Here is a 22,625-nt window from a genome sequence, read left to right on the forward strand (position 1 = left end):
GACGGTGGAGTGAGCGCCGGCGGGCGGAGCCGTCGCCGACCGACGGGCGCTGTGGGCACCGTCGAGTAGGTACCGTGGCGGGGTGATCATCGCCGTGGGCATCGACGTCGCCGGGATCGAACGGTTCGCCGCCGCCCTGGCGCGGACCCCGGCCATGCGGGAGAAGCTCTTCACCCCCGCCGAGCGGGTGCTGCCCTCGGGCGAGCCCCGCTCGGCGGCCTCGCTGGCCGCCCGGTTCGCCGCCAAGGAGGCCGCCGCCAAGGCGCTGGGCGCCCCGCCGGGCCTCTCCTGGCAGGACTGCGAGGTCCGTACCGAGCCGTCCGGGCGCCCGACGCTGCACGTCAGCGGCACGGTGGCGGCCCGGGCGGCGGAACTCGGGGTGCGCGGCTGGCACCTGTCGCTCAGCCATGATGCGGGTGTGGCCACTGCGGTGGTGATCGCGGAGGGGTAGCGTCGGGCCATGCGCCACGCTCACACCGTCGAACAGGTCCGGGCCGCCGAGGCCGAACTGGCCGGCCAGCCGCTGATGGACCGCGCGGTGGCCGGCCTCGCCGCCACCTGCTCCCGGCTGCTGCGCGAGCGGCGCGGCCGGGTCTACGGCAGCCGGGTGCTGGTGCTGGCCGGCAGCGGTGACAACGGCGGTGACGCCCTGTTCGCGGGCGCCGCGCTGGCCCGCCGGGGGGCGGCGGTCTCCGCGGTGCTGCTCTCACCCGATCGGGCGCACCCGGCGGCGCTGGCCGCGCTGCGGGCGACGGGGGGTCAGGTGACCACGGATCAGGAGGTCGGCCTGGCCGACTTCGCGCGCGCCGACCTGATCCTGGACGGCATCGTCGGGATCGGCGGCCGCGGCGGGCTCCGCCCGGAGGCCGTGCCGTACGCCACCGCCGGGCGGACCGGGGTGCTGGTCGCCGTCGACCTGCCCAGCGGGGTGGACGCCGACACCGGCGAGCTGGCCGGCGCCGCCATCCGGGCCGACCTCACCGTCACCTTCGGCACCCACAAGCCCGGCCTGCTGATCGACCCGGGGGCCGGGCACGCCGGGCCGGTGCAGCTGGTGCCGATCGGGCTGCGGCCGCCGGAGGCCGCCGTACAGGCGCTGCAGCACGCCGACCTGGGCGCGCTGCTGCCCCGGCCCGGCACCGAGAGCGACAAGTACCGGCGCGGGGTGCTGGGCGTCCGGGCCGGCTCCGAGCGCTACCCCGGCGCCGCCCTGCTGGTGGTGGCCGGCGCGCTGCACGGCGGCGCGGGCGCGGTGCGCTACCTGGGCCGGCCGGCCGCCGAGGTGGTCCGCCGCCACCCCGAGGTACTGCTCGGCGACGGCCGGGTGCAGGCCTGGGTGGCCGGCCCCGGCTCCGGCGAGGCCACCGCCGAGGCGCTGGACGCGGCGCTGGCCGCCGAGGTGCCGGTGCTGGTGGACGCCGACGGGCTGACCGAGCTGGCCCGCCGCGGCCCCGCCGCGCTGGCCGGCCGCGCCGCCCCCACCCTGCTCACCCCGCACGCCGGCGAGGCCGCCCGGCTGCTCGGCGGCGGGGCCACCGCCGAGCGGGCCGCCGCCGCCCGGCTGCGCACCGCCCGGGAGCTGGCCGACCGGTACGGCGCCACGGTGCTGCTCAAGGGCTCCACCACGGTGGTCGCCCGGCCGGACGGCGCCGCCCGGGTGAACCCGACCGGCACCTCCTGGCTGGCCACCGCGGGCAGCGGCGACGTGCTGGCGGGCCTGGCCGGGGCGCTGCTGGCGGCCGGGCTGACCCCGTTCGACGCCGCGCCGGCCGCCGCCTACCTGCACGGCCTGGCGGGCCGGCTGGCCGCCGCGGGCGGGAACCGGCACTGCTCCGCGGGCGTCCCCAGCACCGTGGGTGACCGGGGTGGAGCACCCGTCACGGCCCAGCAGGTCGCCGCGGCACTCCCCGCTGCCTGGCGGAACGTGACCGCACCGCAGGGGGGCAGCCAGCAGAACGCCGCAGGTCTGGGAGACTGACAGTGATGACAACCGCGAACACGACCGGGACCACCATGCTCGCCGACGGAGTGCGCGCCGAAGCGGCGATCGACCTGGCGGCACTGCACGGCAACCTCAGCGCGCTGCGCGAGCGGGCGCCGCACTCCGACCTGATGGCCGTGGTGAAGGCCGACGGCTACGGCCACGGCGCGCTGCCCTGTGCCCTGGAGGCGCTGGCGGCGGGCGTCCGCTGGCTCGGCACCGCCACCCCCGAGGAGGCGCTGGCGCTGCGGGCGGCCGGGATCGGCCCCGACCGGGCCCGGATCCTGTGCTGGCTGTGGACCCCGGGCGGGCCCTGGGCGCAGGCGCTCCGGGCCCAGCTGGACATCTCGATCAGCGGCCAGTGGGCGCTGGACGAGCTGCTGGCCGCCGTCCGGGCCACCGGCATACCCGCCAGGGTCCACCTCAAGGCCGACACCGGGCTGGGCCGCAACGGCGCCCAGCCGCACGACTGGCCCGACCTGGTGGACGCCGCGCTGCGGGCCCGGGCCGCCGGCCTGCTCGACGTGGTCGGCATCTGGTCGCACTTCGCCGCCGCCGACGAGCCCGGCCACCCCTCGATCCAGGCCCAGCTGGACGCCTTCGCCACCGCGCTGGCCTACGCCGAGCGGGCCGGGGTGCGCCCCGAGGTCCGGCACATCGCCAACTCCCCGGCCACCCTGACCCTGCCCGGCTCGCACTACGACCTGGTCCGCACCGGACTGGCGATGTACGGCGTCTCGCCGATCCCGGAGCTGGGCGCCCCGGCCGACTTCGGGCTGCGCCCGGTGATGTCGCTCTCCGCCCGGCTGGCGCTGGTCAAGCGGGTCCCGGGCGGACACGGCGTCAGCTACGGCCACCGCTACCACACGCCGGGCGAGACCACGCTGGGCCTGGTGCCGCTCGGCTACGCGGACGGCGTGCCGCGGCACGCCAGCAGCGCCGGGCCGGTGCAGATCGCCGGCAAGTGGTACACCGCCGCCGGGCGGATCGCGATGGACCAGTTCGTGGTGGACCTGGGCGGCGACACCCCGGAGCCCGGCGAGGAGGTGCTGCTCTTCGGCAGCGGCGAGCGCGGCGAGCCGACCGCCGAGGACTGGGCCCGGGCCAGCGGGACGATCGCCTACGAGGTGGTCACCCGGATCGGCGCCCGGGTGCCGCGCCGCTACCTCGGCGCCGGCCGCGGGTGAGCCGGCGATGACCGAGGGCGGCGGCACCTCCCCGGCCGGCAGCACCCCGGCGATCGGCCGGGCCGGGTTGATCGGTCTGGGGGTGCTGGCCGCGGGCGCCGTCGCCGGCGTCACCATCGAACGGCTCACCCTGGGCCGGGCCCGCCGCCGGGCCCGCGAGGAGCTGGATGCCGTGGCGCCGTTCGGCTCGCTGCGCGGCCGGCCGCTGCGGGTGGCCGGCGAGGACGGCACCGAACTGCAGGTCGAGGTGGACGAGCCCGCCGAGCCGGTGCCGGGCGCGCCGACCGTGGTCTTCTGCCACGGCTACTGCCTCAACCAGGACAGCTTCCACTTCCAGCGGGCGGCGCTGCGCGGCGGGCTGCGGCTGGTCTTCTGGGACCAGCGCAGCCACGGGCGCTCCGAGCGCTCCCGCTCCTACCTGGCGGGCCGGCCGGCCGGCATCGACCAGCTCGGCGGCGACCTGGCGGCGGTGCTCGACGCGGTGGTGCCGGAGGGCCCGGTGGTGCTCGTCGGCCACTCGATGGGCGGCATGACCGTGATGGCGCTGGCCGACCAGCACCCGGAGCTGTTCGGGCCCGCGGAGGCGGGCGGCCGGGTGGCCGGGGTGGCGCTGATCGGCACCTCGGCGGGCGACTGGGACACCGTGGACCTGGGCCTCAGCTCCACCGGCACCAAGGTCTGGCGCCGGGTCGGCCCGGGGGTGGTGAAGCTGCTGGGCAGTCAGGTCGGCCTGGTGGAGGCCACCCGTCGGGCCGGCGCCGACGTCACCGCGGTCTTCTACCGGCGGTTCTCCTTCGGCAACGGCGGCCGCGACGTGGACCCCGGCGTCGCGCGGTTCGCCGAGCAGTTGCTGAACAGCACGCCGATCGACGTGGTCGCCGAGTTCTACCCGGTCTTCGCCGCGCACGAGAAGGCCGGCGCGCTGGCCGCCCTGCGCGACCTGCCGGTCCTGGTGCTGGCCGGCACCGAGGACCTGCTCACCCCCGCCTCGCACAGCGAGGCGATCGCCCGGGCCCTGCCCGGCGCCGAGCTGGAACTGCTGCCGGCCACCGGCCACCTGGTGCTGCTGGAGCGGCCCGAGGAGGTGGACCGGGCGCTGGCCCGGCTGCTGGTCCGCACCGGGCTGCCGCTGCCGGAGGCGGTGCGGGAGCTGGGCGCGGACCAGAGCCGAGCCGACTGACGGGTTGACCCGCCGTCAGGCGTGGCTGCCCTTGCGGCGGCGGCGCAGGACGACCAGGGTGCCGGCGCCGAGCGCGATGGCGGCCGCACCGGCGAGGGCGATGGGGGTGCTGTCGCTGCCGCCGCCGGTGTAGGCGAGGCCGGCGCCGGCGGTGTGCGAGGCGGTGGCGCCGGTCCCGGGCACCGACTTGTCGGCGGCCTTGGCGGCGGCCACGGCGGCGGGGGCCGGGGTCGGCACGGCGGCCTGCGCGGCGGCCGCGGCGCTCGCCACGGAGCTGGGCAGCGAGAAGGTGGGCGGCGGGCTGCTCACGGTGGCCGCGGGGCTGCTCGGGGCGGACGAGCGGATGTCCAGGAAGCCGAAGTTGCTGGAGCTGACCCTGGCGGTCGGGTTGTACTGGTCGTTCAGGGTCCAACCCGGGGCCAGCACGCCCGCGAACGCCACGCCCGGAACCTTGACGTCGGCGGTCACGGAGATCCGTACCTTGACCTCGTCGTAGCCCCCGGGCATCGCGATCAGCCAGTTGTCCTTGAAGGACTGGGCCGGGGTGAGCAGGTAGGTCGCGTCGCTGTCGCCGGATCCCGGCTGCGCGGCGGCGCTGAACCAGGGCTGGCCCGGGTACTGGATCTCGACCTTCTGCTGGGCGAGGTCCAGGGTGCTACCCCCGATCGGGCCGAGTACCAGGGTCGGGAACAGGACCACGGCGTGCGGGCCCGGGTTGGCGATACGCACGGTGAACTCGACCGGCTGGCCGCCGGGCACCAGCGGGCCGCCGGTGATGCCGCGCGAGTTGGTCGCGTCGTCCACGCCGGGCAGGGTGATGACCGGCCACTCGGAGGTCGGGGCGGTCGGGAGCACGCTCGGCTCGGACGCGGTCGCGGTCGGCGCCGCGGTGGTCGGGCTCGGGCTCGAGGTCGGCAGGTTGAAGGTCGGGCTCGGCGAGGCGCTGCTCGACGTGGTCGGGTGAGCGCTGGTGCTCGTCGAGGCGGAGGCCGACGCCGACGGTGCGGAGCTGGTGGTCGCCGAGGCCGACGCCGAGGGCGAGGAGGATGCACTGGCGGTGGGGCTGGCGGTGGCACTGGGCGATGCGCTCGGCGAGGCCGTCTGGGCCAGGGCGGCCGGGGCGGTCAGGGCCGCCAGCGCGACGGAACCGCTGAGGACGGTGGCCGCCGCAAGACGAATGTTCATCAAATCCTCTGATGTGAGTGATAGTTCGATGAGAAGTTCACATGTGCTGTGGGGACCCTAGCGCCTCGGGGTAATCATCGGATAACCAGGTTCACTCCTGTCCCATTGGGCACCCTTCGCACGCGCAGTGCACCGCCCGCCCCCGATGTGGCACGGTTGGCGGGCAGGCCGCGGACCCCGCACGGACACGAGCAGACAAGAGGAACCATGGGCGCGCACGCCACCATCACCGTCCCCTCGCCGGAGCTGATGACCGATCTCGGGCGGCGGTTGGCCGCGCTGCTGCGGCCCGGGGACCTGGTGCTGCTCTCCGGGGAGCTGGGGGCAGGGAAGACCACGCTGACCCGGGGGCTCGGGGAGGGGCTGGGGGTGCGGGGGGCCGTCACCTCGCCGACGTTCGTGATCGCGCGGGTGCACCCCTCGCTGGTCGGCGGGCCCGCGCTGGTGCACGTGGACGCGTACCGGCTGGGCGGGGGGCTGGACGAGATGGAGGACCTGGACCTGGACGTCTCGCTGCCCGAGTCGGTCGTGGTGGTCGAGTGGGGCGAGGGCAAGGTCGAGGGGCTGTCGGAGAGCCGGCTCGAGGTGCGGATCGAGCGCACGCTCGGGGGCGAGAGCGAGGACGACGGGGATCCGCGCCGGGTGCGGGTCAGCGGGCTGGGGGAGCGCTGGACCGGCGGCGGGGGGCTGGCGGAGCTCGGCGGCTGAGGGTTTTTCCCGACACCGTGTCGGGAACGTGTTGCGGCACGGGGCACGGGCGTGGTGGGATGGGCTTTGCAGTTAGGTGACCCTAACTAGGGAGTCGCGATGACCGTCAGCACCCCCGTCACCCCGCCGACCGGGCCCGCCGCGCCGAAGGGCGATCCGGCGATGCGCCGGCTGCTCGCCTCCTGCGCCGCGGCCGCCACCGTCTGCACGCCACCGGCGCCCGCCGCGCCGCCGAGCGAGGCGGATCAGGAGACCACCAGCACCCGGGTGCCGGTGGTGGCGAAGTCCCAGAGCGTCTGACCGTCCTGCCGTCCGGCGCGGATGCCGCCGGTCTTGGTGTGCGGGTCGGCGCTCGGCGTGCTGCCGTCCACCGCCGCGCTGAAGCCGAAGACCGTGCCGCTCTGCTGGGCGAAGCGCACCACGTGCTCCACCGGGCGGCCGTCGGTGCCGGTGGTGGCGGCCGAGCGGGAGTAGACCGTGTAGCTGCCCACGGCCGGGCTCACCGAGCCCGGCTCCACCGGGAAGGCGGCCAGGACCTGCGGGTCCTTCTTCGGGTCGACCAGCCAGACCTGCTTGGCGGAGAGCGAGTAGACCACCCGCCGGGTGGCGCCGATCGCGGCCGCCGAGGGCAGCGGCAGCGCGCTCGGACTCGGCTCGGCCGTGGCGGAGGCGGAGGGTGCGGCGGAGGTCGGCCCCGGGCTCGGCCGGGTGGCCGCCGCGGCCGGGGCCGCGGTGCCCTCCGCCTGCACGGCCAGCAGTGCCACCACCGCGAGCGCGGCCAGGGTCAGACCGGCGACCACCACTCCAGGACCCGTCTTCGCCACCGTGCGCTCCCGTCCGCCCGAAGGGCCGTGCTGCTGGAAGGACGGTGACCATCCTGCCAGGTCCGGGCGGCTGCTCCCGGCTGCCGCGAACGTGTGTTCCGTACCGGCACGAATGACCGGTTCCGGGGAGTCGCGGCGGACCCTCTAACCTTGGAGCCGTGCTGCTGCTCGCCTTCGACACCGCGACCCCCGCCGTCACCGCCGCCGTCCACGACGGCACGGCCGTGCTCGCCGAGACCTACCAGGTCGACGCGCGCCGGCACGGCGAACTGCTGCTGCCCTCGATCGGCCGGGTGCTGGCCGAGGCGGGGGTGGACAAGCGCGAGCTGACCGCCCTGGCGGTCGGTGTCGGCCCCGGCCCGTACACCGGGCTGCGGGTCGGCCTGGTCACCGCCGCCGCGCTCGGCCACGCGCTCGGGCTGCCGGTGCACGGGGTCTGCAGCCTGGACGCGATCGCCCACCAGGCCCGGCGGTCCGGGCTGACCGGCCCGTTCACCGCCGCCACCGACGCGCGCCGCAAGGAGGTCTACTGGGCCGACTACGACGCCGAGGGCCGCCGCACCGCGGGCCCGGCGGTGGACCGGCCCGGCGAGCTGGCGGTCCGGCAGGCGTCGGTCGGCGCGGGCGCGCTGCTCTACCCCGAGACCTTCCCCGGCGCGCACGGCCCCGAGCACCTGTCGGCGGGTGCGCTGGCCGACTTCGCCGCCGGCGAGCTGGCGGCCGGGCGCGAGCTGCTGCCGAACGCGCCGCTCTACCTGCGCCGGCCGGACGCCCAGGTGCCGGCGGGCTACAAGACGGTCCTGGGGGGCAAGGCGGTGCTCCCGGCGTGACGGCGAAGCTCGCGCTGCGGCCGATGCGCTGGTGGGACATCGAGCCGGTGATGGAGCTGGAGCTGCGGCTCTTCCCGGAGGACGCCTGGTCCCGCGGCATGTACTGGTCCGAGCTGGCCGACGCCCGCCCGGGCGGCAGCCGGCACTACACCGTCGCCACCACCGCCGACGGCGCCGTGGCCGGCTACGCGGGCCTGATGGCCGTCGGCGCGGAGAGCGACGTGCAGACCATCGCGGTGGCCGAGGAGCACCAGGGCCGGGGCCTGGGCGCGCTGCTGCTGGGCGACCTGATCGCCGAGTCGGCCCGGCGCGGCTGCGACGAACTGCTGCTGGAGGTGCGGGTGGACAACGTCCGTGCGCAGCGGCTGTACGAGCGGTACGGATTCATCCCGGTCGGCATCCGCCGGGGCTACTACCAGCCGGCCAACGTCGACGCGCTGGTGATGCGCCTCGACCACGAGACGACGAACCACACCGAGGAAGACCATGGCTGACGAACCGCTCGTCCTGGGCATCGAGACCTCCTGCGACGAAACCGGCGTCGGCATCGTCCGCGGCACCACCCTGCTCGCCGACGCGGTCGCCTCCAGCGTCAACGACCACGCCCGGTTCGGCGGGGTGGTCCCGGAGATCGCCAGCCGGGCGCACCTGGAGGCGATGGTCCCGACGATCCAGCGGGCGCTGGACACCGCCGGGATCAAGGCCGCCGACCTGGACGGCATCGCGGTCACCGCGGGCCCCGGCCTGGCCGGCGCGCTGCTGGTCGGGGTGAGCGCCGCCAAGGCCTACGCCTGGGCGCTGGACAAGCCGCTCTACGGCGTCAACCACCTCGCCTCGCACATCTGCGTGGACCAGCTGGAGCACGGCCGGCTGCCCGAGCCGACGATGGCGCTGCTGGTCTCCGGCGGCCACTCCTCGCTGCTGCTCACCGGTGACATCACCAGTGACGTGCGCCCGCTCGGCGCCACCATCGACGACGCGGCCGGCGAGGCCTTCGACAAGGTGGCCCGGGTGCTCGGGCTGGGCTTCCCCGGCGGCCCGGTGGTGGACCGGATGGCCCGCGAGGGGGACCGCAAGTCGATCCGCTTCCCGCGCGGCCTGACCGGCCCCAAGGACCCGGAGTACGACTTCTCGTTCTCCGGCCTGAAGACCGCGGTGGCCCGCTGGGTGGAGGCCAAGCGGCGGGCCGGCGAGGAGGTGCCGGTGGCGGACGTCGCGGCCTCCTTCCAGGAGGCGGTCACCGACGTGCTGACCCGCAAGGCGATCAAGGCCTGCCAGGACCACGACGTGGACCACCTGATGATCGGCGGCGGGGTGGCGGCCAACTCCCGGCTGCGCGCGATGGCCGAGCAGCGCTGCGAGCGGGCCGGCATCCGGCTGCGGGTGCCGCGGCCCGGCCTGTGCACCGACAACGGGGCGATGGTGGCCGCGCTCGGGGCCGAGATGGTCTGGCGCAACCGGGAGCCCTCGGCGCTGGACCTGTCGGCCGACTCCTCGCTGCCGGTGACCGAGGTGTCGGTGCCCGCCCCGGCCCACACCGACGTGCACGGCGAGGCCTACCGGGCGCTGGGGCAGTAGTGCGGGCCGCGATGTGGGAGGCCCGGGCCGCCGACGGGCGCGGGGCCGAGCTGCTGGGCTGGGCCCGGGAGCGGCTGCTGCCGGCGCTGGCCGGGGCGGCCCGGCTGGAGCTGTTCAGCGCGCCCGGGGAGCGCGTGCTGGTGATCGCCTGGTGGCCGGAGGGCGTGCAGCCCGCCGAAGCGGTGGAGCCGCCGGCCGGGCTGCTGGCGCGGCCGGTCCACCGGTGGTCGTTCCGCAGCGAGTATGTAATCTCGGAACTGCCTGCCGAATCGGACAGGTGACCACCCGTCAGGAACACCAGCTGGGAGAGCGCCGCACCGTGAAGACCAACTCCAGGGCGCGGTCGGCTGCCGTCGCCGCCGGCGCGCTCGCCCTGCTCACCGCGGTGGCCGCCTGCTCCAGCAGCAGCGCGGGCAGCGGGTCCGCGGCCGGACCGGCCGCGCCGCCGGCCGGCAGCAGCCCCGGGGCGGCCGGCTCGCCCGCCCCCTCGGCGGCGGCCTCCGCGCCCGCCGCCTCCGCGGCGCCCTCGGGCGGGCCCGCGGCGGACCCGGCCGCCTGGGCCAAGTGGAACCTCAAGCCGCTGCCGGCCGCTCCCGCGGCCCCGGCCGACAAGCCGGTCAAGCTGACCAAGACGGGCACCGTCCCGGTGATCGACCACATCCAGACCGGCGACAAGGTCGTCTTCGTCACCATCGACGACGGGGCCGAGAAGGACCCCAAGTTCGTCCAGATGCTGACCGACCTCAAGGTCCCGATCACCATGTTCCTGACCAAGGACATCATCAAGAACGACTACGGCTACTTCAAGCCACTGCAGGCGCTGGGCAATTCCATCCAGAATCACACCGTCACCCATCCGGTGATGAGCAAGCTGCCGGCCGAGAAGCAGAAGACCGAGATCTGCGACGACCAGACCACGCTCACCCAGCAGTACGGCACCGCCCCCTTCCTGTTCCGCCCGCCGTTCGGCGACGGCGCCCACACGCCCACGCTGAACGAGTCGGTCCAGCAGTGCGGCCCGCGGGCGATCGTGCTGTGGAAGGAGTCGATGCAGATCCACGACATGCAGTACCAGGGGGCCAAGACCCTCCAGCCGGGCGACATCATCCTGGCCCACTTCCGCGGCCCGAGTGAGCTCAAGGGCGAGACCATGACCCAGATGTTCGGCGAGCTGCTCAGCCGCATCCAGGAGCAGGGCTTCGCGGTCGCCCGGCTGGACGACTACATCCAGGCGCCCGGCTGACGCCGGTGGAGCCGGAGGCGCTGCGGCCGGCCGGGCGGGCGCTAACCGCCGACCGGGTGCCCGAGCATCATCAGCGGACCGTTCGCGGTTCGGCTGAGAATCACCGTCAGGCTGTTCGGCCCGCTGGGCTTGAGCTGGCGGCGCAGCTCCTCCGGGGTGATCGCCATCCCGCGCTTCTTGATCACCACGGTGCCGACCGCCCGCTCGCGCAGCAGCGCCTTGAGCCGCTTCACCTGGTAGGGCAGCACGTCGGTCAGTTCGTAGGCGTGCGCGTAGGGGGTGTGCACCAGGGTGTCGGAGGTGACGTAGGCGATCATCGGGTCGATCAGCGTGCCGCCGACCCGCTCGGCCACCTCGGCGACCATGTGGGCCCGGATCACCGCGCCGTCCGGCTCGTAGAGGTAGCGGCCGACCGGGCCGGCCGGCGGGTCGGGCAGGGCGCCGCCGGCCAGGCTGTGCGGGCCCGGCAGCAGGGTGGCCCGGTGCGGCGCGCCGGCCCCGGTGCCGAACCAGAGCACCGCCTCCTTCACCTCGCCGTGGTCGGAGACCCACTCCGCCTCGGCGTCCGCGGGCACCGCCCCGTGCGGGATGCCGGGGGCCACCTTGAGCGCGCCGATCCGGCCGGCGCGGCCGGCCTCGACCGCCCAGGAGAGCGGCGGGGAGTAGGCCTCGGGGTCGAACACCCGGCCGCGGTCGGTGCGCCGGGCCGGATCGGTGAAGACGGCGTCGAAGCCGTCGAGCGCGAGCCCGGTGACGTCGGCCTCGCGGACCTCGATCAGCCCGGCCAGGCCGAGCGCCTCGGCGTTGGCCCGGGCCACCGCGCAGGTGAACGGGTCGCGGTCGACGGCGAGCACCTCGATGCCGCGCCGGGCCAGGGCGATCGCGTCGCCGCCGATGCCGCAGCACAGGTCGGCCAGCCGGCGGGTGCCCAGCTCGGCGAACCGGCCGGCCCGCCACTCGGCCACGCTGCGCCGGGTGGACTGCTCGACGCCCTGGGGCGTGAAGTACATCAGCGCGGCGTCCGCGCCGAACTTCGCCTCGGCCCGCCGGCGCAGCTGCGCCTGGGCGATGGCCGCCGAGACCAGCTCGGCCGGGTGGTGCCTGCGCAGCCGGGTGGCCACGGCCAGCTCGTCACCCGGGGTCAGCCCGGCCAGCTCGGCCAGCAGCGCCCGGCCGCGCTCGGTCAGCAGTTCTTCGAACGTCTCCACCGGGACATTGTCCCGGCCGTGGGACTCGCGGACGCGCCGTTGGCACTCTGGTTGACTGAGTGCTAACCGCAGCCTATGGTCGTTCCTGGCACTCACCCCAGGGGGAGTGCTAACGCGACGATACCGGTCTGACCCCCGCGACGGCAGACAGGAAGCTTCGCCCCTTACCTGTTAGACAACCCCGTAATCTCCGAAGGGGAGCTCGGACGTGACCACCAGCAGCAAGGTTGCCATCAAGCCGCTTGAGGACCGCATCGTGGTCCAGCCGCTCGACGCCGAGACCACCACGGCCTCCGGCCTGGTTATCCCGGACACCGCCAAGGAGAAGCCCCAGGAGGGCGTCGTCCTGGCCGTCGGACCGGGCCGCTTCGAGGATGGCCAGCGCCTGCCGCTCGACGTCAAGGTCGGCGACGTCGTCCTTTACTCGAAGTACGGCGGCACCGAGGTGAAGTACCAGAACGAGGAGTACCTCGTCCTCTCGGCCCGCGACGTTCTCGCCATCATCGAGAAGTAAGCGACCCGGCGGACCGAGCGTCCGCCACCGGCCCGCCCCGGATCCGTGTCCGCAGAGACAGGGGCCCGGGGCGGTGCTGTTCGGCACCCCGAACGTCACGCAACGCAGATATCCCGAGGAAACGGAATCATGGCGAAGATCCTGCAGTTCGACGAGGACGCCCGCCGCTCGCTCGAGCGCGGTGTCAACAAGCTGGCCGACACCGTCAAGGTGACTATCGGTCCCAAGGGCCGCAACGTCGTCATCGACAAGAAGTTCGGCGCCCCGACCATCACCAACGACGGCGTGACCATCGCCCGTGAGGTCGAGCTGGACGACCCGTACGAGAACCTCGGCGCGCAGCTGGTCAAGGAGGTCGCCACCAAGACCAACGACGTCGCGGGTGACGGCACCACCACCGCCACCGTGCTCGCCCAGGCGCTGGTCAACGAGGGTCTTCGCAACGTTGCCGCGGGTGCCGGCCCGGCCGCCCTGAAGAAGGGCATCGACAAGGCCGTCGCCGCCGTTTCCGAGCACCTGCTGTCGGTCGCCCGGGAGATCGACGGCAAGGACGACGTCGCCGCGGTCGCCAGCCTCTCGGCCCAGGACCCGCAGGTCGGCGAGCTGATCGCCGAGGCGATCGACAAGGTCGGCAAGGACGGCGTGATCACCGTCGAGGAGTCCAACACCTTCGGCGTGGAGCTGGACTTCACCGAGGGCATGCAGTTCGACAAGGGCTACCTGTCGCCGTACTTCGTCACCGACCAGGAGCGCCAGGAGGCGGTCCTGGAGGACCCGTACATCCTGATCAACCAGTCGAAGATCTCCTCGATCCAGGAGCTGCTGCCGCTGCTGGAGAAGATCCTGCAGGCCGGCGCCTCCAAGCCGCTGCTGATCATCGCCGAGGACGTGGACGGCGAGGCGCTCTCCACCCTGGTGGTCAACAAGATCCGCGGCACCTTCAACGCGGTGGCCGTCAAGGCCCCCGGCTTCGGCGACCGCCGCAAGGCGATCCTCGGCGACCTGGCCACCCTGACCGGTGCCACCGTCATCTCCGAGGAGGTCGGCCTCAAGCTCGACCAGGCCGGCCTGGACGTGCTGGGCAGCGCCCGCCGGATCACCATCACCAAGGACGAGACCACCATCGTCGACGGTGCGGGCGACAGCGAGGCCGTGGCCGGCCGGGTCGCCCAGATCAAGGCGGAGATCGCCAACACCGACTCCGACTGGGACCGCGAGAAGCTGCAGGAGCGCCTGGCCAAGCTGGCCGGCGGGGTCTGCGTGATCAAGGTCGGCGCCGCCACCGAGGTGGAGCTCAAGGAGCGCAAGCACCGCCTGGAGGACGCCATCTCGGCGACCCGCGCCGCGGTCGAGGAGGGCATCGTCGCCGGCGGCGGCGCCTCCCTGGTGCACGCGTCCAAGGTGCTCGAGGGCGGCCTGGGCCTGTCCGGCGACGAGGCCACCGGTGTCGCCGTGGTCCGCAAGGCGCTGCACGAGCCGCTGCGCTGGATCGCCCAGAACGCCGGCCTCGAGGGCTACGTCATCACCCACAAGGTGGCCGAGCTGGAGACCGGCTTCGGCTTCAACGCCGCCACCGGCGAGTACGGCGACCTGGTGAAGGCCGGCGTCATCGACCCGGTCAAGGTCACCCGCTCGGCGCTGGAGAACGCCGCCTCGATCGCCTCCCTGCTGCTCACCACCGAGACCCTGGTGGTGGAGAAGAAGGAGGAGGAGCCGGAGGCCGGCCACTCGCACGGCGGCCACGGCCACTCGCACTGATCACGCGTCAGCCGCTGACGGCCCGGTCCCCCGCTCGCGCGGGGGGCCGGGCCGTCCGGTTTACCCTGGGCGCATGATCGAGGCACGGCATCTGAGGGTCCTGCGGGCGGTGGCGCGCACCGGTTCGTTCTCCGCGGCGGCGCGCGAACTCGGGTGCACCCAGCCGGCGGTCAGCCAGCAGATGAAGGCGCTGGAGAAGGCGGTGGAGCTGCCGCTGGTGGTGCGCTCCGGGCGCGGGATGCAGCTCAGCGAGGCCGGCGAGGTGCTGCTCAAGCACGCCTCCGGGATCCTGGCCGGGCTGAGCGCCGCCGAGCAGGAGGTGGCCGCGATCGCCGGGCTGCGCTCCGGGCGGGTCCGGCTGGTCTCCTTCCCGACCGCCAGCTCCACCCTGGTGCCGCCCGCCGTCGCCCGGCTGCGGGACGCCCATCCGGGAGTGCGGGTCTCGCTGGTGGAGGCCGAGCCGCCGGAGGCGCTGGCGATGCTGCGCGGCGGCGAGTGCGAGATCGCGCTGGCCTTCCGCTACCCGGACGGCTGCGCGCCCGCCGTGCCCGCGCACGGCACCAGCCGGGCGGCCCGGGCCGAGGCGGTGCTGGCGGCGGCCGAGAACACGGCGGCGGCGGACTGGTCCGATCTGGTGGTGCGCCCGCTGCTCGACGACCCGCTGGTCGGGCTGCTGCCGCCCGGGCACCCGCTGGCCGGGCGGGACGAGACCGCGCCGGTGGCGCTGGCCGAGCTGGCGGGGGAGCAGTGGATCGCCGGCTGCCCGCAGTGCCGCGGGCACCTCGTGGAGCTCTGCGGCCAGGCCGGTTTCGAGCCGCGGATCGACTTCGCCACCGACGACTACCCGGCCGTGGTCGGCCTGGTGGCGGCCGGACTCGGCGTGGCGGTGCTGCCCGGGCTGGCGCTGGCCGCCGTGCGGCCGGACGCCGTCGCCGCGGTGCCGGTGCACACCGCGGCCGGCGGGCCGGCCCGCCGTGAGGTGGTGGCGCTGACCCTGCCGGACCTGGCCGAGGTGCCGGCCGTCGCGCTCATGCTGGACCGGCTCGCCGTGGTGGCGGCCGGTCGCTGAGCCGGCCGGTGGCCGGCCGCAGGAACGTTTCAGCAGCGCGGCGTGCTCACTGACGGACGGTCAGCGGTACCTCGACCGCGCGGTTCCTGGCCCGGCCCTGCAACTCCTCGCGCTCGTCCTCGGTCAGCCCTCCCCAGACGCCGTAGGGCTCGCGGACCGCGAGGGCGTGCGCGGCGCACTGGGTGCGCACCGGGCAGCGCATGCACACCTCCTTGGCGCTCTGCTCGCGCGAGCTGCGCGCTGCGCCGCGCTCTCCCTCCGGATGGAAGAAGAGCGAGCTGTCCACGCCGCGACAAGCGGCGGACAGCTGCCAGTCCCACAGATCCGCGTTGGGGCCGGGGAGTCGGGAGAAATCTGCCATGGCTCAATCCCTTCGATGAGGGTTCCGTGCGGCGAGGCTGCGAGGGACCGGAGTGGACACCTGGAAATATGACTTACGGCGGCCTATGGGACAAGTCACCCACAGACCCGCACAGCAGTCAATGATCGTACAAAAGCTATAAAAACGGACGAACCGGGCAAGAGGGAAGTCAGTCGGCTGTGGCAATCGGGTGGCAGGGAGCCCGCGCGGTGCGCTGGGTTGTGCGCCTTCGCCGGCCGGCGACCGCAAAAGAGCGGTGTTCACCCCGCGATGCGGCTGATCAGTGATGGGTCGGCCACGTACAGTGGTGGAGATGGCCCTGAAGGCCGTAACTCATTCGAGTGACGGTCGTTGGAAGTGCGGAGAGAGTTCGTACCAGCCAGGAGGCTCAACGTGACGCGGATCAGCTGCGGAGGACGGTCATGACTTCCGTTCTCGTTTGCGACGATTCACCGCTTGCCCGGGAGGCGCTGCGCCGTGCCGTGGCGACCGTTCCGGGTGTCGACCGGGTGACCACGGCGACCAACGGTGAGGAGGTCCTCCGCCGCTGGGTGGCCGACCGTTCCGACCTCGTACTGATGGACGTCCGGATGCCCGGCCTCGGCGGGGTGGAGACGGTGCGCCGGCTGCTGTCGGCCGACCCCGGCGCCCGGATCATCATGCTCACCGTCGCCGAGGACCTGGACGGCGTGGCGCTCGCGGTCGCCGCCGGTGCCCGCGGCTACCTGCACAAGGACGCCTCCCGGGCGGAGCTGCGGGCCACCGTCACCCAGGCGCTGGCCGACCCGACCTGGCGGCTGGCGCCGCGCCGGCTGCGCAGCCCCGACATGGGCGCCGCGCCGACCCTGACGGCGCGTGAGATCCAGGTGCTGGAGGGGATGAGCCACGGCCGCAGCAATGCCGAGATCGGCCGCGAGCTCTTCCTCTCCGAGGACACCGTGAAGACCCACGCCCGACGGCTGTTCAAGAAGCTGGGCGCGTCCGACCGGGCGCACGCGGTGGCTCTGGGCTTCCGCTGGGGCCTGGTCCGCTGAGCGGCCGCCGACCGTGCCGCGCCCCTTCCTCGGACGGCCGGGGAACGGGGCGCGTCGGCTTCCTGGGCCACGCACCCTAGGTCGTTCGGCGGTGGAGGCTGCACCATGGAGGGGTGGAGCGCAATGGCGGCGGGAGCGGGGGTGGCTCGGTGACGGCGACGGACGGCGCGGCACCGGATAACGTTCCGGTGCACAACTCCGGACGCGGTGCGACGTTTCCTGGCTCGACCAGGCACCATGGACCGATGCGTGACGACGAGACCGGTGACCTCGCGAGCAGCGATCAGCCGCCGGCCGAGGAGGCGCCCCGGAGTGCCGGGCGGGGCCGCCGGCCGGCCGCCGCTGGCACGTCGCCGCTGGTCGCCGAGCTGCTCTCGGCGGCGGTGCGCGGCGAGGGCCCGGCGACTGACGCACTGTTGGCCTACGTCCATCCGCTGGTGCTGCGGTACTGCCGGGGCCGGCTGGTCCGGCTGCCGGGCGGCGCCCGGCACCACGTGGACGACGTGGCCCAGGAGGTCTGCGTGGCGGTGCTCTGCGCGCTGCCCCGCTACCGGGACGAGGGCCGGCCGTTCGAGGCCTTCGTCTACTCCATCGCGGCGCACAAGATCGCCGACCTGCAGCGGGCCGCGATGCGCGGGCCCGGCTCCACGGTGATCCCGCCGGACGACCTGCCCGAGGTGGTGGACGAGGCGCTCGGCCCGGAGGAGCGGGCGCTGCTCAGCAGCGACGCGGCCTGGATGCGCGAGCTGCTGTCGAATCTGCCGGCCCGTCAGCGCGAGCTGGTGCTGCTGCGGATCGCCGCCGGGCTCTCGGCCGAGGAGACCGGCGAGATGCTGGGCATGTCGCCGGGCGCGGTGCGGGTGGCGCAGCACCGGGCGCTGAGCCGGCTGCGGGCGCTGGCGGAGGAGTCGGCCTGACCTGCGGGGGCCGGAATCAGTCACGCGCGGTCGCTGTTGTCAAGGGGGCGCGGCGCACGCGTTCCCGATGCCAGTACCATGGGGTATCGGCGCCTGGACAGGTTGCCAAAGATCCGCCCGGACGAGCGGCGTCACCTCGTAGGTTCGTCCAAAGAGCGGTGGTTCTGGCTTCCTGCGTGTGCCGGTGAACGCGCCCCGCGACCCCGCGACCTGGGGCGCGAAGCAGACCGTTACGGCCGGCCACGGGAAGGTACCCCCCACCATGTCTCTTAACGCCGCAGGCGTACCCGAGAAGTTCGCCATGCTCGGGCTCACGTACGACGACGTCCTGCTGCTGCCCGGGGAGTCGCACGTCCTGCCCAACCAGGTGGACACCTCCTCCCGGGTCTCCCGCAACGTGCGGGTGAACATCCCGCTGCTGTCCGCCGCGATGGACAAGGTGACCGAGTCCCGGATGGCCATCGCGATGGCCCGCCAGGGCGGCGTCGGCGTGCTGCACCGCAACCTCTCGATCGAGGACCAGGCCAACCAGGTCGACCTGGTGAAGCGCTCCGAGTCCGGCATGGTCACCGACCCGATCACGGTCGGCCCGGACGCCACGCTGGCCGAGGCGGACGCGCTCTGCGCCCGGTTCCGGATCAGCGGCGTGCCGGTGGCCGACCCGGACGGCAAGCTGCTCGGCATCGTCACCAACCGCGACATGGCCTTCGAGTCCAACCGCGCGATCCTGGTCCGCGAGATCATGACCCCGATGCCGCTGATCACCGGCAAGGTCGGGATCTCCGGCGAGGACGCGGTCGGGCTGCTGCGCCGCCACAAGATCGAGAAGCTGCCGCTGGTCGACGACGAGGGCCGGATCAAGGGCCTGATCACCGTCAAGGACTTCGTCAAGGCGGAGAAGTACCCGAACGCCGCCAAGGACGCCGAGGGCCGGCTGCTGGTCGGTGCCGCCGTCGGTGCCAGCGCCGAGGCCTTCGACCGAGCCCAGGCCCTGGTCGAGGCGGGCGTGGACTTCCTGGTGGTGGACACCTCGCACGGCCACAGCCACAACGCGCTGGACTGGATCGCCAAGATCAAGTCGGCGGTGTCGGTGGACGTGGTCGGCGGCAACGTGGCCACCCGGGACGGCGCCCAGGCGCTGATCGACGCCGGCGTGGACGGCGTCAAGGTCGGCGTCGGCCCCGGCTCGATCTGCACCACCCGGGTGGTGGCCGGCATCGGCGTGCCGCAGGTCACCGCGATCTACGAGGCCGCGGTGGCCTGCCAGGCGGCCGGCGTGCCGGTGATCGGCGACGGCGGCCTGCAGTACTCCGGCGACATCGGCAAGGCGCTGGCCGCCGGCGCCGACACCGTGATGCTGGGCTCGCTGCTGGCCGGCTGCGAGGAGTCGCCGGGCGAGCTGCTCTTCATCAACGGCAAGCAGTTCAAGTCCTACCGCGGCATGGGCTCGCTGGGCGCCATGCAGTCCCGCGGCCAGGGCCGGTCCTTCTCCAAGGACCGCTACTTCCAGGCCGAGGTCTCCTCCGACGAGAAGCTGATCGCCGAGGGCATCGAGGGCCAGGTGCCCTACCGCGGCCCGCTCTCCGCCGTGCTCTTCCAGCTGGTCGGCGGCCTGCGGCAGACCATGGGCTACGTGGGCGCCGAGAGCATCGCGGAGATGGAGAGCAAGGGCCGGTTCGTCCGGATCACCTCCGCCGGGCTCAAGGAGAGCCACCCGCACGACATCCAGATGACCGTCGAGGCGCCGAACTACCACGGCCGCTGACCCGGTCCGCTCCGGACACCCCTCCGAAGGCCCGCCACCGCCCCGGTGGCGGGCCTTCGGGCCTGCTCGGGGGATACTGGGGGCGTTCGTGAGCAGCAAGCAGAGAGGCTCGAAGTGACTGAGATCGAGATCGGGCGAGGCAAGCGCGGCCGCCGGGCGTACTCCTTCGACGACATCGCCGTCGTCCCCAGCCGCCGCACCCGGGACCCGAAGGAGGTCTCGATCGCCTGGCAGATCGACGCCTACCGCTTCGAGCTGCCGTTCCTGGCAGCCCCGATGGACAGCGTGGTCTCGCCCGCGCAGGCCATCGCGATCGGCAAGCTCGGTGGCCTCGGCGTGCTCAACCTCGAGGGCCTGTGGACCCGTTACGAGGACCCGCAGCCGCTGCTCGACGAGATCGCGGAGATCGCCGACGAGAGCACCGCGACCCGCCGGCTGCAGGAGATCTACGCCGCGCCGATCCAGCCCGAGCTGATCGGCAGGCGGATCCGCGAGGTGCGCGAGTCCGGCGTGGTCACCGCCGCCGCGCTCTCGCCGCAGCGCACCGCCGAGTTCTCCAAGGCCGTGGTGGACGCGGGCGTCGACGTCTTCGTGATCCGCGGCACCACGGTCTCCGCCGAGCACGTCTCCGGGGCGGCCGAGCCGCTGAACCTCAAGCAGTTCATCTACGAGCTGGACGTGCCGGTGATCGTCGGCGGCTGCGCCACCTACACCGCCGCGCTGCACCTGATGCGCACCGGTGCGGCCGGCGTGCTGGTCGGCTTCGGCGGCGGCGCCGCCCACACCACCCGCAACGTGCTGGGCATCCAGGTGCCGATGGCCACCGCGGTGGCCGACGTGGCCGCCGCCCGCCGGGACTACATGGACGAGTCCGGCGGCCGCTACGTGCACGTGATCGCCGACGGCGGCGTGGGCTACAGCGGCGACCTGGCCAAGGCCATCGCCTGCGGCGCCGACGCGGTGATGATCGGCGCGGCGCTGGCCCGGGCCACCGACGCGCCCGGCCGCGGCCACCACTGGGGCATGGAGGCGGTGCACGAGGAGCTGCCGCGCGGCAAGCGGGTCAACCTGGGCACCGTGGGCACCACCGAGGAGATCCTGACCGGTCCCTCGCACACCCCGGACGGCACCATGAACCTGTTCGGCGCGCTGCGCCGGGCGATGGCGACCACCGGCTACTCCGAGCTGAAGGAGTTCCAGCGGGTCGAGGTGACGGTCAGCGCGCGCTGACCCCCCTGACCCCCCGTCACTCCGGAGCCCCGCTGGTCACAGCGGGGCTCCGTTCCGTTTTTTCGGGGTCGCGTGAACAGGAGCGCACCGTACAGGGGATGATGGGTGCTCGACCGTCCCGCCGGCCCGCCCGCCGCGCCCGGACGGTCCGTCACCCGATCGGCAGCAGCACATGGGGGAACGCCCGAGATGACCCAGCCGCAGGGCACGTCCGGCCGAGTCCTGGCCGACCGTTACCGGCTCGATTCGGTGCTCGGCAGCGGCGGCATGGGCACGGTCTGGAAGGCCGAGGACGAGATGCTCGGCCGGATCGTGGCGGTCAAGGAACTGCGGATGACCGGCACGGTGGACGAGGACGAGCGGCACCGGCTGATCGTCCGCACGCTGCGCGAGGCCAAGGCCACCGCCCGGATCCGGCACACCGCCGCCGTCACCGTCTTCGACGTGGTCGAGGAGGACGACCGGCCCTGGATCGTGATGGAGCTGGTGGACGGGCGCTCGCTGGCCGAGGTGGTCAAGGAGGACGGGCCGGTGACCCCGGTGCGGGCCGCCGAGATCGGGCTGGAGCTGCTCGGGGTGCTCGGCGCGGCGCACGCCCAGGGCATCCTGCACCGGGACGTGAAGCCGTCCAACGTGCTGATCGGCGAGGACGGCCGGGTGGTGCTCACCGACTTCGGCATCGCCAGCGTGGAGGGCGACACCTCGGTCACCTCCACCGGGATGCTGGTCGGCGCGCCCTCCTACATATCCCCGGAGCGGGCCCGCGGGCAGAAGCCGGGGCCGCCCGCCGACCTCTGGTCGCTCGGCGGCACGCTCTACGCCGCGCTGGAGGGCAAGCCGCCCTACGACCGCGGCTCGGCGCTGGCCACGCTGACCGCCGTGATGACCGAGGAGCTGCCGCCGGCCGCCAACGCCGGGCCGCTGCAGGCGGTGATCTCGGGGCTGCTGGAGAAGGACCCGGAGAAGCGGCTGGACGCCTCCGCCACCCGCTCGATGCTCAAGCGGATCGTCGCCGAGTCGACGGCGCGGGCCGAGGCGACCACCCGGACGGCGGTGGCGCCCGCCGCCGAGCCGGAGGCCGCCGAGCCGCGGGCGGCGAGCGCGGTGCCCGGGCTGAGCACGGTGCGGGTGGGCAGCGCGGCGGCGAAGCCCGCCGCGGCCGAGCCGGCGCCGGCGGACGCCGGGTGGAGCAACAGCGCCACGCTGGGCGCGGCCGGGCGCTGGTCGAAGCGGCGTCAACTGTTGGTCGCCCTGGTGGTGGCGGTGCTGCTGGTGGCCGGCGGGGTGTGGCTGGCGCAGGCCGACAGCGGGGCCGGGAGCGGTGACCGGGCCAAGCCCGGGACGGGCGGGACCGGCACGGCCCGGGCAGCCGGGGCGGTGGCCGCGGCGCCGGTGACCGGCGGGGTGCCGTCGAGCGCCGGGCCGTCGACGGGCGCGTCCCCGACCGCCGCGCCGTCGACCGGTGCACCTGCCGCTGCGCCGCCCGCCAGTGCGGCGCCGTCGAGTGCCGCGCCGTCGAGCGCGGCACCGAGCAGTGCCGCGCCGAGCAGTGCCGCCCCGTCGAGCGCCGCACCTTCGAGTGCCGCGCCGAGCGGCTCCGCGGTGCCGGCCGGGTTCCAGCTCTACACCGACCGGGAGGGCTTCAGCCTGCAGATGCCGAGCTGGCTCTCCTACGACGCCGCGGACTCCGGCTCGCTGAGCCACGTGTTCACCGGCAACGGCGTCCGGCTGCAGATCGACTGGACCGACCAGCCGGGCCCGAGCGCGCTGGCCGCCTGGCAGCAGGAGGAGGCCCAGCAGGCACCGGGCATGGCGAACTACCACCGGATCCAGTTGCAGGCCGTCACCGGCTGGCGCTGGCCGAACACCGCCGACTGGGAGTGGACCTTCGGTTCGAGCACGGTCAAGCACGCGTTGAACCGCAACTTCGTGACCGGTCCGCACGCCTATGCGATCTACTGGACCGCGAACGACGGCGACTGGAACTCCGCGGCGCTCAGCCAGGCCCGGCAGGTCGGCTTCGACACCTTCCAGCCGGCGAACTGAGCACAGC

General features: G+C 74.2%; 25 protein-coding genes. 21 read left to right on the forward strand and 4 right to left on the reverse strand.

Annotated features, from left to right (window positions below):
• Positions 1 to 82 precede the first annotated feature (82 nt).
• Genes ACFYNO_RS04115 through ACFYNO_RS04130 form a run of 4 tightly spaced genes read left to right on the forward strand, consistent with a single transcriptional unit; the run spans position 83 to position 4,348 of the window.
• Positions 83 to 451 carry a holo-ACP synthase gene (locus tag ACFYNO_RS04115; RefSeq protein ID WP_388004855.1) on the forward strand — a complete coding sequence of 123 codons (369 nt, stop codon included), beginning with the start codon at positions 83 to 85 and terminating at the stop codon, positions 449 to 451.
• 9 nt (positions 452 to 460) lie between these two features.
• Complete coding sequence (locus ACFYNO_RS04120) at positions 461 to 1,978, forward strand: NAD(P)H-hydrate dehydratase (RefSeq protein ID WP_388004858.1); 1,518 nt, start codon at positions 461 to 463, stop codon at positions 1,976 to 1,978.
• A gap of 5 nt (positions 1,979 to 1,983) precedes the next feature.
• Positions 1,984 to 3,168: an alanine racemase gene (gene alr / locus ACFYNO_RS04125; RefSeq protein ID WP_388004861.1), complete on the forward strand. Its 1,185-nt coding sequence runs from the start codon at positions 1,984 to 1,986 to the stop codon at positions 3,166 to 3,168.
• A gap of 7 nt (positions 3,169 to 3,175) precedes the next feature.
• On the forward strand, positions 3,176 to 4,348 hold the full coding sequence (locus ACFYNO_RS04130) for an alpha/beta fold hydrolase (RefSeq protein ID WP_388004864.1): 1,173 nt from the start codon (positions 3,176 to 3,178) through the stop codon (positions 4,346 to 4,348).
• A 15-nt stretch (positions 4,349 to 4,363) separates the two neighbouring features.
• Here the strand turns inward: ACFYNO_RS04130 and ACFYNO_RS04135 are convergent, their stop codons facing one another.
• The gene (locus tag ACFYNO_RS04135) at positions 4,364 to 5,152 is read right to left on the reverse strand and encodes an LPXTG cell wall anchor domain-containing protein (protein ID WP_388004867.1); all 789 of its coding nucleotides are present in this window, start codon (positions 5,150 to 5,152) and stop codon (positions 4,364 to 4,366) included.
• A gap of 13 nt (positions 5,153 to 5,165) precedes the next feature.
• On the opposite strand from ACFYNO_RS04135, the gene ACFYNO_RS04140 reads away from it, so the two are divergent.
• From ACFYNO_RS04140 to ACFYNO_RS04155, 4 genes are all read left to right on the forward strand, one after another.
• Positions 5,166 to 5,312: a hypothetical protein gene (locus ACFYNO_RS04140; protein ID WP_388004870.1), complete on the forward strand. Its 147-nt coding sequence runs from the start codon at positions 5,166 to 5,168 to the stop codon at positions 5,310 to 5,312.
• A 6-nt stretch (positions 5,313 to 5,318) separates the two neighbouring features.
• Positions 5,319 to 5,594 carry a hypothetical protein gene (locus ACFYNO_RS04145; protein ID WP_388004873.1) on the forward strand — a complete coding sequence of 92 codons (276 nt, stop codon included), beginning with the start codon at positions 5,319 to 5,321 and terminating at the stop codon, positions 5,592 to 5,594.
• Positions 5,595 to 5,740: 146 nt separating this feature from the next.
• Complete coding sequence (gene tsaE, locus ACFYNO_RS04150) at positions 5,741 to 6,241, forward strand: tRNA (adenosine(37)-N6)-threonylcarbamoyltransferase complex ATPase subunit type 1 TsaE (protein WP_388004876.1); 501 nt, start codon at positions 5,741 to 5,743, stop codon at positions 6,239 to 6,241.
• Between the two features lie 99 nt (positions 6,242 to 6,340).
• Positions 6,341 to 6,541 carry a hypothetical protein gene (locus ACFYNO_RS04155; protein ID WP_388004879.1) on the forward strand — a complete coding sequence of 67 codons (201 nt, stop codon included), beginning with the start codon at positions 6,341 to 6,343 and terminating at the stop codon, positions 6,539 to 6,541.
• On the opposite strand, the gene ACFYNO_RS04160 is transcribed toward ACFYNO_RS04155, so the two are convergent.
• On the reverse strand, positions 6,487 to 7,065 hold the full coding sequence (locus ACFYNO_RS04160) for a hypothetical protein (protein WP_388004882.1): 579 nt from the start codon (positions 7,063 to 7,065) through the stop codon (positions 6,487 to 6,489). The genes ACFYNO_RS04155 and ACFYNO_RS04160 overlap by 55 nt on opposite strands.
• 158 nt (positions 7,066 to 7,223) lie before the next feature.
• Here ACFYNO_RS04160 and tsaB point away from each other — a divergent pair, with 158 nt between their 5' ends.
• Genes tsaB through ACFYNO_RS04185 form a run of 5 tightly spaced genes read left to right on the forward strand, consistent with a single transcriptional unit; the run spans position 7,224 to position 10,716 of the window.
• Positions 7,224 to 7,895: a tRNA (adenosine(37)-N6)-threonylcarbamoyltransferase complex dimerization subunit type 1 TsaB gene (gene tsaB / locus ACFYNO_RS04165; protein WP_388004885.1), complete on the forward strand. Its 672-nt coding sequence runs from the start codon at positions 7,224 to 7,226 to the stop codon at positions 7,893 to 7,895.
• Positions 7,896 to 7,918: 23 nt separating this feature from the next.
• Entirely contained in the window at positions 7,919 to 8,389 is a 471-nt protein-coding gene (rimI, locus tag ACFYNO_RS04170) for a ribosomal protein S18-alanine N-acetyltransferase (protein WP_388005488.1), read from the forward strand.
• On the forward strand, positions 8,382 to 9,473 hold the full coding sequence (gene tsaD / locus ACFYNO_RS04175; RefSeq protein WP_388004888.1) for a tRNA (adenosine(37)-N6)-threonylcarbamoyltransferase complex transferase subunit TsaD: 1,092 nt from the start codon (positions 8,382 to 8,384) through the stop codon (positions 9,471 to 9,473). Before rimI ends, tsaD begins: the two co-directional genes overlap by 8 nt.
• 11 nt (positions 9,474 to 9,484) lie before the next feature.
• Complete coding sequence (locus tag ACFYNO_RS04180; RefSeq protein WP_388005491.1) at positions 9,485 to 9,754, forward strand: hypothetical protein; 270 nt, start codon at positions 9,485 to 9,487, stop codon at positions 9,752 to 9,754.
• On the forward strand, positions 9,751 to 10,716 hold the full coding sequence (locus tag ACFYNO_RS04185) for a polysaccharide deacetylase family protein (RefSeq protein ID WP_388004891.1): 966 nt from the start codon (positions 9,751 to 9,753) through the stop codon (positions 10,714 to 10,716). Before ACFYNO_RS04180 ends, ACFYNO_RS04185 begins: the two co-directional genes overlap by 4 nt.
• A gap of 41 nt (positions 10,717 to 10,757) precedes the next feature.
• Here the strand turns inward: ACFYNO_RS04185 and ACFYNO_RS04190 are convergent, their stop codons facing one another.
• A complete protein-coding gene (locus ACFYNO_RS04190; protein WP_388004894.1) occupies positions 10,758 to 11,924 on the reverse strand; it encodes a methyltransferase domain-containing protein in 1,167 nt (388 codons plus the stop codon).
• A gap of 208 nt (positions 11,925 to 12,132) precedes the next feature.
• Between ACFYNO_RS04190 and groES the strand changes: the two genes are divergently transcribed.
• The 3 genes from groES to ACFYNO_RS04205 all read left to right on the forward strand — a co-directional run bounded on the left by groES (position 12,133) and on the right by ACFYNO_RS04205 (position 15,265).
• Positions 12,133 to 12,438 (forward strand): co-chaperone GroES, encoded by a 306-nt coding sequence (gene groES, locus ACFYNO_RS04195; protein WP_388004897.1) that lies wholly within the window; start codon positions 12,133 to 12,135, stop codon positions 12,436 to 12,438.
• Between the two features lie 129 nt (positions 12,439 to 12,567).
• A complete protein-coding gene (gene groL, locus ACFYNO_RS04200; RefSeq protein ID WP_388004900.1) occupies positions 12,568 to 14,196 on the forward strand; it encodes a chaperonin GroEL in 1,629 nt (542 codons plus the stop codon).
• A gap of 73 nt (positions 14,197 to 14,269) precedes the next feature.
• On the forward strand, positions 14,270 to 15,265 hold the full coding sequence (locus ACFYNO_RS04205; protein ID WP_388004903.1) for a LysR substrate-binding domain-containing protein: 996 nt from the start codon (positions 14,270 to 14,272) through the stop codon (positions 15,263 to 15,265).
• A 46-nt stretch (positions 15,266 to 15,311) separates the two neighbouring features.
• On the opposite strand, the gene ACFYNO_RS04210 is transcribed toward ACFYNO_RS04205, so the two are convergent.
• Entirely contained in the window at positions 15,312 to 15,626 is a 315-nt protein-coding gene (locus ACFYNO_RS04210) for a WhiB family transcriptional regulator (RefSeq protein WP_388004906.1), read from the reverse strand.
• A gap of 422 nt (positions 15,627 to 16,048) precedes the next feature.
• Between ACFYNO_RS04210 and ACFYNO_RS04215 the strand changes: the two genes are divergently transcribed.
• From ACFYNO_RS04215 to ACFYNO_RS04235, 5 genes are all read left to right on the forward strand, one after another.
• Positions 16,049 to 16,660, forward strand: a complete 612-nt coding sequence (locus ACFYNO_RS04215) for a response regulator transcription factor (protein WP_014136228.1) — start codon at positions 16,049 to 16,051, stop codon at positions 16,658 to 16,660.
• A gap of 245 nt (positions 16,661 to 16,905) precedes the next feature.
• Positions 16,906 to 17,577 (forward strand): RNA polymerase sigma factor ShbA, encoded by a 672-nt coding sequence (gene shbA, locus ACFYNO_RS04220; RefSeq protein WP_388004909.1) that lies wholly within the window; start codon positions 16,906 to 16,908, stop codon positions 17,575 to 17,577.
• A gap of 262 nt (positions 17,578 to 17,839) precedes the next feature.
• Entirely contained in the window at positions 17,840 to 19,342 is a 1,503-nt protein-coding gene (gene guaB / locus ACFYNO_RS04225; protein ID WP_388004912.1) for an IMP dehydrogenase, read from the forward strand.
• 114 nt (positions 19,343 to 19,456) lie between these two features.
• Positions 19,457 to 20,572: a GuaB3 family IMP dehydrogenase-related protein gene (locus ACFYNO_RS04230; protein ID WP_388004915.1), complete on the forward strand. Its 1,116-nt coding sequence runs from the start codon at positions 19,457 to 19,459 to the stop codon at positions 20,570 to 20,572.
• A 189-nt stretch (positions 20,573 to 20,761) separates the two neighbouring features.
• Positions 20,762 to 22,618 (forward strand): serine/threonine-protein kinase, encoded by a 1,857-nt coding sequence (locus tag ACFYNO_RS04235; protein ID WP_388004918.1) that lies wholly within the window; start codon positions 20,762 to 20,764, stop codon positions 22,616 to 22,618.
• The last annotated feature ends 7 nt before the right edge of the window (positions 22,619 to 22,625 follow it).

The organism is Kitasatospora sp. NPDC006697 (assembly GCF_042869935.1).
In the GTDB taxonomy this organism is placed as follows: Bacteria; Actinomycetota; Actinomycetes; order Streptomycetales; family Streptomycetaceae; genus Kitasatospora.